The 12,449-nt window shown below is 73.6% G+C and carries 10 protein-coding genes and 2 pseudogenes (1 of these 12 only partly in view); 10 read left to right on the top strand and 2 right to left on the bottom strand.

Annotated elements, in window-relative coordinates:
• Nucleotides 1-158: 158 nt before the first annotated feature.
• Nucleotides 159-638 (top strand): annotated as a pseudogene (locus FSYMDG_RS30135) (bifunctional DNA primase/polymerase); the annotation flags it as partial.
• Here the strand turns inward: FSYMDG_RS30135 and FSYMDG_RS29430 are convergent.
• A complete protein-coding gene (locus FSYMDG_RS29430) occupies nucleotides 635-1,360 on the bottom strand; it encodes a WD40 repeat-containing protein (RefSeq protein ID WP_013874476.1) in 726 nt (241 codons plus the stop codon). The pseudogene FSYMDG_RS30135 and the gene FSYMDG_RS29430 overlap by 4 nt on opposite strands.
• A gap of 77 nt (nucleotides 1,361-1,437) precedes the next feature.
• Nucleotides 1,438-1,998 (bottom strand): annotated as a pseudogene (locus tag FSYMDG_RS28670) (serine/threonine-protein kinase); the annotation flags it as partial.
• 304 nt (nucleotides 1,999-2,302) lie between these two features.
• On the opposite strand from FSYMDG_RS28670, the gene argC reads away from it, so the two are divergent.
• The 9 genes from argC to FSYMDG_RS30130 all read left to right on the top strand — a co-directional run.
• Nucleotides 2,303-3,331, top strand: a complete 1,029-nt coding sequence (argC, locus tag FSYMDG_RS16195; RefSeq protein WP_013874474.1) for an N-acetyl-gamma-glutamyl-phosphate reductase — start codon at nucleotides 2,303-2,305, stop codon at nucleotides 3,329-3,331.
• A 76-nt stretch (nucleotides 3,332-3,407) separates the two neighbouring features.
• The gene (gene argJ, locus FSYMDG_RS16190; protein ID WP_013874473.1) at nucleotides 3,408-4,559 is read left to right on the top strand and encodes a bifunctional glutamate N-acetyltransferase/amino-acid acetyltransferase ArgJ; all 1,152 of its coding nucleotides are present in this window, start codon (nucleotides 3,408-3,410) and stop codon (nucleotides 4,557-4,559) included.
• Entirely contained in the window at nucleotides 4,556-5,695 is a 1,140-nt protein-coding gene (gene argB / locus FSYMDG_RS16185; RefSeq protein WP_013874472.1) for an acetylglutamate kinase, read from the top strand. The genes argJ and argB overlap by 4 nt, the downstream gene beginning before the upstream one ends.
• Nucleotides 5,692-6,975, top strand: a complete 1,284-nt coding sequence (locus FSYMDG_RS16180) for an acetylornithine transaminase (RefSeq protein ID WP_013874471.1) — start codon at nucleotides 5,692-5,694, stop codon at nucleotides 6,973-6,975. The genes argB and FSYMDG_RS16180 overlap by 4 nt, the downstream gene beginning before the upstream one ends.
• A gap of 118 nt (nucleotides 6,976-7,093) precedes the next feature.
• Nucleotides 7,094-8,128: an ornithine carbamoyltransferase gene (gene argF / locus FSYMDG_RS16175; RefSeq protein ID WP_013874469.1), complete on the top strand. Its 1,035-nt coding sequence runs from the start codon at nucleotides 7,094-7,096 to the stop codon at nucleotides 8,126-8,128.
• A 149-nt stretch (nucleotides 8,129-8,277) separates the two neighbouring features.
• Entirely contained in the window at nucleotides 8,278-8,877 is a 600-nt protein-coding gene (gene argR / locus FSYMDG_RS16170; protein WP_166462339.1) for an arginine repressor, read from the top strand.
• Between the two features lie 431 nt (nucleotides 8,878-9,308).
• Nucleotides 9,309-10,511, top strand: a complete 1,203-nt coding sequence (locus tag FSYMDG_RS16165; protein ID WP_013874467.1) for an argininosuccinate synthase — start codon at nucleotides 9,309-9,311, stop codon at nucleotides 10,509-10,511.
• A 2-nt stretch (nucleotides 10,512-10,513) separates the two neighbouring features.
• Nucleotides 10,514-11,989, top strand: coding sequence for an argininosuccinate lyase (gene argH / locus FSYMDG_RS16160; protein WP_050803808.1), 1,476 nt, complete (start codon nucleotides 10,514-10,516; stop codon nucleotides 11,987-11,989).
• Nucleotides 11,971-12,449: the 5' portion of a DNA-3-methyladenine glycosylase gene (locus tag FSYMDG_RS30130; protein WP_013874465.1), read on the top strand. The gene runs 460 nt beyond the window's last position; the window shows 479 of its 939 coding nt (coding positions 1-479); its start codon is at nucleotides 11,971-11,973; its stop codon lies beyond the right edge, outside the window. The genes argH and FSYMDG_RS30130 overlap by 19 nt, the downstream gene beginning before the upstream one ends.

Genomic DNA, 12,449 nt, shown 5'->3' with positions numbered 1-12,449 from the left:
GGACGGTTTGTTGCCGGTGCCATCCGTTTACTCCGGTGGTTTCTGACAGCGTCGACCGTCCGGCGCGGCCGGGGCCAGGAGTGTCCGGCTCCCGACGCCGTGGAGGGGTACCACGCTGGTAGGCCCCGTTATCGACCACGGCCGCGGCCGTCGACCTCGCCCGGCGCGGGCTGGCGGTGTTCCTGCTCCCGCCCGGCGGCCGCCGGCCCGTCGGCGGCGCCTGGCATGCGCGATGCCTGACCAGCCCCGGACGCGTGCGGGAGCTGCTGGCACGACGGCGACAACATCGGCGTCGGCTGCCGAGCCTCCGGCATCGTCGGCCTGGACCTGGACCTGGACCTGGACCTGGACCTGGACCTGGACGTCGACGGCCCGGCAACGCTCGCCGCGCTCGCCGTCGGCCTGGGGAAGGACTGGCCCGCAACCCTGACGGTGCGGACCCCAGCGGGGGTCTGCACCTGTACTTCCGCGCGCCGGACGGCTGCACGGCAGCGAGCGTGTCCGGCGGGAGGACCGCCCTCGGGCCGGGTCTCGACGTCCGCGGTCCTGGTCGCCGCACCGGCGGCTACCTCATCGGTCCCGGCTCCGTTGTCGCCGGGACGCCGTCCCGGGAGGCAGGAGAGCCCTCCTACGTCTAGGAGCCGCTTACGCGGGCTTTCCACAGCCGCACCGTCTTGTCGTAGCTGGCGGTGGCGAGGGTGTGCCCGTCGGGGGCGAACGCCACCGACTCCACGGCGCCGGTGTGGCCGGTGAGGGGTGAGCCGAGCGGGCGGGCCTGCCGCGGGTCCGTCACATCCCACAGCCGCACCGTGCTGTCGGCGCTGCCGGTGGCGAGGGTGTGCCCGTCGGGGGCGAACGCCACCGGCCCCACGGCGTCGGTGTGGCCGGTCAGCGGTGGGCCTGCTGCGACAAAGGCGGGCGGGGAGCCGCCGGTCGTGGTGGTGATCAGGATGGTGAGGGCGGCGGCGAGGGCGAGGACCGCGGTGCCGGTGGCAGCCAGGAGCCGCCGGCGCCGCCGGCGCCGCCACCAGGGGACGGGGCCGGTGTTCCCGGCCGGCCGTGGCCGTGGCCGTGGTGGGGGTGCCTGGACAGTGGGCCGGGTGGGTGTGTCGGGTGCGAGGGAGGTGATACGGCGGATGTCGTCGGGCAGGTGCAGGGGCAGGCCGGTGTGGGTGGTCCAGTCGGGGCCGTAGGCGCTGGTGGCGGCGCGGGCGAGGTCGGACGCGAAGGTGTGGGCGTCGGGGTGGCGGTCGGCGGGCTGTTTCGCCAGGGCGCGCAGCACGACCTGGGCGATCGGGTCGGGGACGCCGTCGAGGAGCGGGGGCGGGTCGGTCCGGTGCTGACGCCAGAGGGCCTGCACGGGCTGGTTCGGGTTGAAAGGCGGCCGGCCAGCAGCTGGTAGAGGACGACCCCGAGGGAGTACAGGTCGGTGGCGGGACTCAGACGTCCTGTATCGATCTGTTCGGGGGCCATGTACAGCGGGGTGCCGGCGATACCGCTGGCGGTGGCGGTGACGCCCTCGAACAGTTTCGCGATCCCGAAATCGCCGACTTTCACCGTGCTGTCGGCGGCGAACAAGATGTTGTCGGCCTTGATGTCACGGTGCAGCACCCCGCGGGAGTGGGCGTGGTGCAAGGCGGTGGCCACGGCCAGGCCCACCGCGCAGCCCTGCGGGGGGCTGAGGTCGCCGCGGCGGCGGGTCAACGTGCCGCCGGGCAGGAGTTCCAACACGACCAGGCACAGCCCGTCGACCTCGTCGTAGTCGTAGATCCGCACGATGTGGGGATGGTCGAGCCCGGCCAGGGTGCGCGCCTCGGCGGCGAACCCGGTCACGGTCACACCCTCGGCGCCGTCGACGGCCATCACTTTGATCGCGACCGGGCGGCCCATTCGCCGGTGCTGCCCGGCCAGCACCAGACCGAACGCGCCCCGGCCCAGCTGGGCGCCCACCGTGTAGCCGGGCAGCGCCGCGACGACCTGCTCCCGATCGATGATCATGATGTGGTGGGGCGGGTCCACCGCGTCCTGTATGTCCCCATCATGGTGCGCTCAGTGTAGCCGCGGCCACGGGTAGGGATGAGACGCGCGACACCCTCCAGCGCCCAGTCGCGCTCAAGGTCCACCGGTCCATAGCGCCAACCCGCACCCGACCGGCCCGGTGGCGGCGTCCAGCTGGGCGTTGCCTCTTTCTGTCATATCTCGGTGGCCCCCGTGGGGAGCCGGACCCGAACCCGGACCGGCTCCCGGCTCGGTCGCTGGACTGCTTGCATGACCATGATGATGTGTGTATAAGTTTTCATCCATGGGGATGACAGCGGCGGTGGCCGGGGCAAGTGGGTACGCGGGTGGGGAGCTGCTGCGTCTGCTGCTCGGGCATCCGGAGATCGAGGTCGGCCCGCTGGCGGCGGGGTCGTCGGCCGGGCGGGACGTCGTCGAGGTCCACCCGCACCTGCCCGACCTCGCGGGCCGGGCCTTCGTCGACACGTCGGCTCTCACCGAGGCCGACGCCGACATCGTCTTTCTCGCGTTCCCGCACGGCGCGTCCGCCGGCGTCGCGGCAACGCTGCCGGACAGCGTCCGCGTCGTCGACCTGGGCGCCGACCACCGGCTCGCCGACGCCGACGCCTGGCGCCGGGCCTATGGTGGCGAGCACGCGGGCACGTGGACGTACGGGATGCCGGAGCTGCCCGCGGCGCGGGATGCGATCCGGGTCAGCAGCCGGGTGGCGGCCCCCGGCTGCTATCCGACCGCGGTCACCCTCGCCCTCGCCCCGCTGCTGGCCGCGGGGCTGGTCGAGACCGAGGACATCGTTGTCGTGGCGGCCAGCGGCACCTCGGGCGCCGGCCGGTCGCCCAAGGTGAATCTGCTCGGCAGCGAGGTCATGAACGACCTGACCGCCTACAAGGTCGGCAACCACCAGCACCGCCCGGAGATCCTGCAAGCCCTTGGCGGGCTGGTCGACACGCCTGTGTCGATGTCGTTCACCACGGTCCTGGCGCCCATGCCGCGCGGCATCCTCGCCACCTGCACCGCCCGTCTCGAACCGGCGGTGACCACGGACGCGCTGCGCGGCGCGCTGCTCACGGCCTATGCGGGCGAGCCGTTCGTGCGGGTCCTGCCACCCGGACGCTGGCCCCACACCGCGGCGACCTTCGGCGGCAACGCCGTCCACCTGCAGGTCACGGCGGACGAGCAGGCGGGACGGGCGGTGGTTGTCGCTGCCATCGACAACCTGTGCAAGGGCGCCGCCGGGCAGGCGTTGCAGTGCGCGAACCTCATGCTCGGCCTGCCGGAGAGCACCGGCCTGACCGCGCAGGGAGTGGCCCCGTGACCCAACCCGCCACCGGCGGCGCACCACAGTCATCCAGTCATCCGCGGGCAGGAGGCGTGACCGTGAGGATCGAATCATGAGCGTCACGGCGCCGGCCGGTTTCCGGGCCGCGGGAGTGGCGGCCGGGCTCAAGCCCTCCGGGCGTCCGGATGTCGCCCTCGTCGTCAACGACGGCCCGCTCGACACGGCCGCGGGTGTGTTCACCCGTAACCGGGTGCAGGCCGCGCCGGTGCGATGGTCCCGGCAGGTGCTCGCCGACGGCCGGCTGCGTGCGGTCGTGCTGAACTCCGGCGGCGCCAACGCCTGCACGGGCCCGGCCGGCTTCGCCGACACGCACCACACCGCCGAGCACGCCGCGGCCCTGCTCGGGCTGGGGGCTGGTGAGATCGCCATCTGCTCGACCGGGCTGATCGGGATACGCCTGCCCATGGACCTGCTGCTGCCCGGCGTGGCCAAGGCGGTCACCGAGGTGTCGGCGACCGGTGGCGCCGCCGCCGCCGAGGCGATCCGCACCACCGACACCGTCAGCAAGCAGGCGGTGCGCGCGGCGGCGGGAGTCACGGTCGGCGGGATGGCCAAGGGTGCCGCCATGCTCGCGCCTGCGCTCGCCACGATGCTGGTGGTGGTGACCACGGACGCGGTCGTCGACCCGCCGACCGCCGACCAGCTGCTGCGGGACGCCTGCCGCACCACCTTCGAGCGGGTGGACTCCGACGGCTGCATGTCCACCAACGACACCGTGCTGCTGCTGGCCAGCGGCGCGTCCGGGGTGCGTGTCGACGCCGGGACGCTCGGCGGGCTGGTGGCCGACACCTGCGCCGACCTGGCCGGGCAGCTGGTCGCCGACGCCGAGGGCTCGACCAAGACGATCGCGGTCACCGTCACCGGCGCGGCCGGCGAGGACGACGCCCTCGAGGTCGGCCGGGCGGTGGCCCGGTGCAACCTGCTCAAGTGCGCGCTCTACGGCAACGACCCGAACTGGGGCCGGGTGCTCGCGGCGGTGGGGACCACCCGTGCCGCGTTCGAGCCCGACGCCGTCGACGTCGCGATCAACGGGGTGTGGGTGTGTCGCGACGGCGCACCGGGGGAGCCGCGTGAGCTCGTCGACCTGACCGGCCGGGAGGTCGCCATCCGCATCGACCTGCGCGCCGGCGGCAGCGAACTGACGGTCTGGACGAACGACCTCACCGACGGTTACGTCTACGAGAACTCGGCGTACTCGACGTGAGCGCCGCACCCGCCCCAGGCCGGCCGGCGACGCTCGTGCGGGGCCATGCCGCCCTGGCCAAGACCCAGGTGCTCATCGAGGCACTGCCCTGGCTGTCGCGCTTCCACGGCGCCACCATCGTGATCAAGTATGGCGGGCACGCGATGAAGGACCCGGCGCTGCGCGAGGCGTTCGCTGCCGACGTGGTCTTTCTGCGCTACGCGGGCCTGCGGGTGGTCGTCGTCCACGGCGGCGGGCCGCAGATCACCGCGCATCTCAACCGGCTGGGGGTCGAGTCGGTGTTCGCCGGCGGGCTGCGGGTGACCACCCCGGAGACGATGGAGATCGTTCGGATGGTGCTGGTCGGCCAGGTCAACCGGGACGTCGTCGGGCTGGTCAACAACCACGGCCCGTTCGCCGTCGGCCTCTCCGGTGAGGACGCCAACCTGTTCACCGCCCGGCGGCGCCCGGCGATCGTGGACGGCGAGGAGGTCGACATCGGCCTGGTCGGCGATGTCGTCGAGGTCGCCCCCGAGACGGTGACCGCCCTGCTCGACTCCGGCAAGGTCCCGGTGGTCGCCACGGTGGCCCGCGGGATCGACGGCGGGGTGTACAACGTCAACGCCGACACCGCCGCCGCGGCGCTCGCCGCCGCGCTCGGCGCGGCGAAGCTGGTCATCCTCACCGACGTCGAGGGACTGTACGCGGACTGGCCGCACAGCGACGAGGTGATCAGCGAGCTGACCGCCGGTGAGCTGGCAGGCCTGCTGCCCACACTGGCCAGCGGCATGATCCCGAAGATGGAGGCGTGTCTGCGGGCGGTGCACGGCGGTGTCCCGCAGGCGCACGTCCTCGACGGCCGGGTGGCGCACGCCGTCCTGCTGGAGGTCTTCACCGACGACGGCATCGGCACCCTGATCACACCGGACGCCGCCCCGGCGGCGGCCGCTCCCGCGCAGCCCGCCCGCCCCGCCGCGGGCGCCACCGCCACGGCCACCACTGCCGTGGACGGCGCTGCCGCGGCCGGCACCGTCCTGGCGGGATCCGTCCCGGGCCGGCTCGCCGTGCCCAACGGTGTTCCGGACGGTCCCGTCACGGGACCGAGCACGTCAACCTCTGCTGTAGGAGCAGACCCCGCCACGGGAGGAGCCCTGTGAACGACGACCTGCTCAACCGCCGGGACGCTGTGATCATGACGGCCTACGGCCGTCCGCCGATCGCGCTCGAGCGCGGGGCGGGGACCAGGGTGTGGGACGCCGACGGGCGTGCGTACCTGGACCTGATCGCCGGGGTGGCCGTGAGCGTCCTCGGGCACTGCCACCCGGCGGTACAGGAGGCCGTCCGCGACCAGATCGGCCGCCTGGGCCACGTGTCCAACCTGTACGTGAACGAGCCGCAGATCGTCCTGGCCGAACGTCTGCTGGGGCTGCTCGGCGGCGCCGACGGCCGGGTGTTCTTCTGCAACTCCGGCGCGGAGGCCAACGAGGCCGCCATCAAGATTTCCCGGCGGACGGGCCGCGAGGAGATCGTCGCGGCCGAGGGCTCGTTCCACGGGCGGACCCTGGGCGCTCTGTCGATCACTGGTCAGCCGTCCAAACGGGCGCCGTTCGAGCCGCTGCTGCCCGGCGCGCGTTTCGTCCCCTACGGTGACGCCGCGGCGCTGGCGGACGCGGTCGGCGAGCGCACCGCCGCGGTGTTCCTGGAACCGACGCTGGGCGAGGGCGGCGTGGTCGCCCCGCCGGCGGGCTATCTGAAGGCGGCCCGCGGGATCTGCGACCGCGCCGGCGCGCTGCTCGTCCTGGACGAGGTGCAGAGCGGTATCGGCCGGGCCGGCGCCTGGTTCCTGCACCAGGTCGAGGGCGTCGTCCCGGACGTTGTCACCCTCGCCAAGGGGCTCGGGGGCGGTCTGCCGATCGGGGCCTGCGTCGGCTTCGGCCCGGCGGGGAAGCTGCTGCGTCCCGGTGAGCACGGCAGCACCTTCGGCGGGGGGCCGGTCATCTGCGCGGCCGCGCTCGCCGTGCTGGACACCATCGAACGGGACGGTCTGATCGACAGCGCGGTGCGGGTGGGGGGCCTGCTCACCGACGGGATCCGCGGCGCAGGCGCCGCGGGCGTGACCGGGGTCCGCGGCCGTGGGCTGTGGCTGGCGATCGAGCTCGACGCGCCGTTCGCCGCCGCCTTCGAGACCGCGGCCCGTCAGGCGGGCTTCCTGGTCAACGCGGTGAGCGCGGACGCGGTTCGGCTGGCCCCACCGCTGGTGCTCTCGGCCGCGGACGCCGACGAGTTCGTCACCGCGCTGCCGGCCATCGCCGACCAGGCCGTGACCGCCGCCAGCGCCGACAGGACCGACGGCGCGGCCGGCACCGACGGCACCGGTGGCGGCGCGGCAGCCGGGTCGGCACGGCCCACCACCGGACGTTCTAAGGTCAGCGCATGACGGTGCACTCCGACAGCGTCCCGCGTGTGGGGACCCGGCGTGTCGCGAAGCGGCATGCCGGGGATATGGCCCCGCGCCCGCCGGCGCTCCCCACCATGTCCACCCTGGACGCCGTCTCATGACGATCCGGCACTTCCTCCTCGACACCGACCTGACCTCGGCCGAACAGGCCGCCATCCTGGACGCGGCGGACCGGCTGAAGGCGGCCCGCCGCACGGGCGACCGTACGGGCAGCGGCGGGCCCGGGCCGCTCGCCGGCCGGTCGGTGGTGCTGCTGTTCGAGAAGCCCTCCACCCGGACCAGGCTGTCCTTCGACGTCGCCGTGGCCGAGCTCGGCGGGCATCCGGTGATGGTGGACGCGGCGACCACCCAGCTCGGCCGGGGCGAGTCCATCGAGGACACGGCCGCCGTCTTCAGCCGGTACGTCGACATGGTCGTCATACGGACGTTCGCGCAGGAGCGGTTGGAACGGCTGGCCGCGGCCGCGTCGGTGCCGGTGGTCAACGCGCTGTCCGACCACGCCCACCCGTGTCAGGCGCTCGCCGACCTGCAGACGATCCGGGAGAAGAAAGGCGCCCTGGCCGGGCTGACCCTGGCCTATCTCGGGGACGGGAACAACGTCGCGCACTCGCTGGTCCTTGCCGGCGCGCTGGCCGGGATGCGGGTGCGGGTCGCCTCCCCGCCCGGGTACGAGCCGTTCGAGCAGGTGGTCCGGCAGGCCAACGAGATCGCCACCACCACCGGTGGGGAGATCGTGGTGACCCACGACCCGCTGCTGGCCGCCGCCGGCGCGGACGTGCTCTACACCGATGTCTGGGCGTCGATGGGCCAGGACGACCAGGACGAGAGCCGGTCGCTGGTCTTCCAGCGGTACCAGCTGGACGAGAAGGCGGTCGAGGCGGCCGACGACGACGTGATCGTCATGCACTGCCTGCCGGCACACCGCGATCTGGAGATCGCCGGTTCCGTGATCGACGGCCCTCGCTCGGTCGTCTTCGACCAGGCCGAGAACCGGCTGCACGCGCAGAAGGCGCTCCTGTCGTTCCTGCTGGATCCGTCCCTGCTGGACGAGCGTGACCGGGCCGCCGGCCGGCCGGGTCACGCGGCGGCGCACCCGCTCCCCGCCGCGCTGACCGGGCAGGCCACGCCATGACGGGCCGCCAGGGTCACGCCACCGCGACCACCACGCAGGCGGCCGGAGCCACCGCGACCACTCGGGCGGGCAGAGCCACCGCAACCACCCAGGTGGCCAAAGCCGCCACGGCCGCGCAGGTGGCCGGGCCGCAGGGGCACGAGAGCGCCGTGGCCGCGCAGCCGCCCGCGACGGTGCGGCACGCGGCCGCGCCGCTGACCAAGCACGCCCGCCAGGTCAGGCTCGCGGCCCTGATCGCCCGGCAGCCGGTGCGCTCGCAGACGGAGCTGGCCCGGCTGCTGGCGGCCGAAGGCGTCCAGGTCACGCAGGCGACGCTGTCACGCGACCTGGAGGATCTCGGCGCGACCAAGGTGCGCAGCCCACAGGGCGGGCTCGTCTACGCCGTCGACGTCAACCTGGCGCCGGCCGAGTCGGTGCGGCTGCCGCTGGGCCGGCTCTGCGAGGAACTGCTGGTCTCGGCCGAGGCCAACGGTGACCTGCTGGTCCTGCGGACCCCGCCGGGCGCCGCGCAGCTGTTCGCCTCGGCCCTGGACCGCGCGTCGCTGCCGGAGGTCATGGGCACCATCGCCGGGGACGACACGGTGCTGGTGGTGTGCCGGTCGGCCCGGGTGGCCGCCGGCAGCCCGCCCCCCGCCGGTGACGGTCCCACCGGGCCCGAGCTGGCCGCCCGGCTGCTCGGCCTAGCCGAGGGCCGCGCCCGCGACTCCTTCGTCGGCCTGGTCGACCCCGGCTCCGCCCCAGGCGGCTAGCCGACCGGTTGGCCCGACAGGTTCAGCCACGACGGCCAGCCACTCTTCAGCCGCCTGACCGGCGGGAGCGTCGGTCAGACGGCTTGGATGCGTTCCACAATCGATCAATGACCCGTGATCGAGCTTCGTCGAAGCATGAAGGTGAGGGACGGACGGTCGTCGCGGTAGCCGTTTCCGTACCCATTTTCTCGACCGAAGCGCTTTCCCGGCCAGAACAGGACGGGGACCACCCACCGATGCTCCAGGTACGGGCCCGGAAAAAGGTACGGGCCCGGAAAACACGGGCCCTGGCGACAGCCGTTGCCGGGGCCGGGCACAACGCCTGACAGGCACACCAAAGCCTGACGGGCACAACGGCACGACAGCCCAGGGGCACATCCCGGGCCACAGCCCGGGAACGCGGAAACGCAGAGAGGAAAGGTTGATCAGCGGTGACTGACCGCGTGGTACTGGCATATTCGGGTGGTCTGGACACGTCCGTGGCCATCGGGTGGATCGGCGCGGAGACCGGTGCGGAGGTCGTGGCTCTGGCCGTCGACGTCGGTCAGGGTGGTGAGGATCTCGAGGTGATCCGGCAGCGTGCCCTGACCTGCGGGGCGGTGGAGTCGGTCGTGGTCGACGCGCGGGAGGAGTTCGCCCGCGCGTTCGTCGCCCCCGCCATCCGGGCGAACGCCCTGTACATGGACCGCTATCCGCTGATCTCGTCACTGTCGCGGCCGGTGATCGTCCGTCACCTGGTGGAGGCGGCGCGCACCTTCGGCGCCGGGGCCATCGCCCACGGCTGTACCGGCAAGGGCAACGACCAGGTGCGTTTCGAGGTCGGCGTGATGGCGCTGGCACCGGAGCTGAAGGTGCTGGCGCCGGTACGCGACTCGGGGATGACCCGGGACAAGGCGATCGCCTTCGCCGACGAACGCGGCCTGCCCATCGACGTGACGGCACGTTCCCCCTACTCCATCGACCAGAACCTGTGGGGACGCACCGCCGAGTGCGGCGTGCTCGAGGATCCGTGGGCGCAGCCGCCGGAGGACGTCTTCGTCTACACCGCCGACCCGACGCTCGCGCGGGACCCGGACGAGGTGACGATCGGTTTCGTCGACGGCCTCCCGGTCTCCCTCGACGGCCGCGCCCTGCCGCTGCCGGAGCTGGTCGCGGAGCTGAACACCCGCGCGGGCGCGCAGGGCGTCGGGCGGATCGACCTGATCGAGGACCGGCTGGTGGGGATCAAGAGCCGGGAGATATACGAGTGCCCGGCGGCGATCACCCTGCTGACCGCCCACCGTGACCTGGAGGACCTCACCCTCGAGCGTGACCTCGCCCGGTTCAAGCGCGGGGTGGACCAGCGCTGGGCCGAGCTGGTCTACGACGGCCTGTGGTACTCGCCGTTGCGGGCCGCGCTGGACGCGTTCGTCGATGACGCCAGCGTCCGGGTCAGCGGCGACGTGCGGATCCGGCTCGCCGGCGGGGTCGCCCAGGTGGTGGGACGGCGCAGCGAGGCGAGCCTGTACGACCACGCGCTGGCGACCTACGACGCCGGCGACCAGTTCGACCAGCGCGACGCCCGCGGCTTCATCGACCTGTGGGGTCTGCCGAGCAAGGTGTGGGCCGCCCGGGAACAGCGGCTGGCGCGGTGAGCGTGTCGGCATCCCAGCCACCGACGGCCTCCGAGCCGGCCGCGTCCGAGCCGGCGGAGCCCGCCTCGTCGGCGTCACCTACGAGGTTGTGGGGTGGGCGTTTCGCCGGCGGCCCGGCGCAGGCGCTGGCCCGGCTGTCGGTCAGCGTCCAGTTCGACTGGCGGCTGGCCCCCTACGACCTGCGGGCCTCCGGCGCCCACGCCCGGGTGCTGCACCGCGCCGGCCTGCTCGACGACGGCGAGCTCGCCGCCGTCCTGGCCGCGCTCGACGACCTGTCGGAGGCGGTGCGTACCGGGAGCTTCCGCCCCACCGTGGACGACGAGGACGTGCACACCGCGCTGGAGCGGGGGCTGCTCGAACGCCTCGGCGCGCTGGGGGGCAAGCTGCGGGCCGGGCGCAGCCGCAACGACCAGGTCGCCACCGACCTGCGGATGTACCTGCGGGATCACGTCCGCCAGGTGGCCGCCCGCCTGATCGAGCTCCAGCAGGCCATCGTCGACCAGGCGGCGGCGCACGTGGACACCCCCGCCCCCGGGATGACCCACCTCCAGCACGCCCAGCCGATCTCGTTCGCCCACCAGCTGCTGGCGCACGTCCACGCGTTCGCCCGGGACGTCGACCGGCTGCGGGACTGGGACCGCCGGGCCGCCGTGTCCAGCCTCGGGGCGGGGGCGCTGGCCGGTTCCTCGCTGCCGCTGGATCCGCACGGCGTCGCCGTCGAGCTGGGTTTCGACTCGGCGTTCGAGAACTCCATCGACGCCGTCTCCGACCGTGACTTCGCCGCGGAGTTCCTGTTCGCGGCCGCGCTGATCGGCGTGCACCTGTCCCGGCTCGGCGAGGAGATCGTCCTGTGGACCAGCCGCGAGTTCGGCTGGGTCGAGCTGGACGACGCCTTCGCCACCGGCAGCTCGCTCATGCCGCAGAAGAAGAACCCGGACGTCGCCGAGCTCGCCCGGGGCAAGTCCGGCCGCCTGATCGGGGCGCTCACCGGGCTGCTCACCACGCTCAAGGGGCTTCCGCTGGCCTACGACCGTGACCTGCAGGAGGACAAGGAGCCGGTGTTCGACGCGGTCGACACCCTCCTGCTGGTGCTGCCGGCTACCGCCGGGACGGTGGCCACGATGCGGGTGCGCCGCCAGCGCCTCGCCGAGGCCGCTCCGGACGGGTTCGCGCTGGCCACGGACGTGGCCGAACACCTCGTCCGCGGCGGGGTGCCCTTCCGGGAGGCACACGAGGCGGTCGGGCAGCTCGTGGCCTGGTGCGTGGCGCACGACGTCGGCCTCGAGGACGTCGGCGCCGAGCAGCTGGCGGCCATCAACCCCCGGCTGACCCCGGGCGTGCGCTCGGTGCTGTCCGTCCAGGGAGCGTTGGAGGCCCGCTCGGCTCCGGGCGGGACGGCGCCGGCCCGGGTGCGCGAGCAGTTGGCCGCGGTCATCGAACGCCTGCACCGGGACCGCGAGTGGGCGGGGAGCATCTGAGCGTCGCGGACCGGCGGTTCTACGCGCGGCCGCCGCTGGATGTCGCCCGCGACCTGCTGGGTGCCCGGCTGTGCCGAGGCGGGGTCGTCGTCCGGCTGACCGAGGTCGAGGCCTACGGCGGCCGGGACGATCCCGCCTCGCACGCGTTCCGCGGCCCGACCCCGCGGTGCGCGGTGATGTTCGGGCCACCCGGGCACCTGTACGTCTACTTCGTGTACGGGATGCACTGGTGCGTGAACATCGTGTGCGGGCCGGCCGGCGCGGCGGCCGCTGTTCTGCTGCGCGCGGGTGAGGTGGTCGAGGGGGCGGCGGATGCCGTGCGCGGCCGTGCGCACCTGCGCCGGGCGGAACTGGCCCGGGGCCCGGGACGGCTCGCCCGGGCGCTGGCCGTCGACGGTTCCCTCAACGGCGCCGACCTCGTTCTCGGCGTCCCCGGCGCCCCTGATCCCCTCGACGTTTC

The organism is Candidatus Protofrankia datiscae (assembly GCF_000177615.2).
In the GTDB taxonomy this organism is placed as follows: Bacteria; Actinomycetota; Actinomycetes; order Frankiales; family Frankiaceae; genus Protofrankia; species Protofrankia coriariae.
The sequence above is the reverse complement of the archived record's forward strand: the minus strand, read 5'-3'. Positions and strand labels throughout refer to the sequence as shown.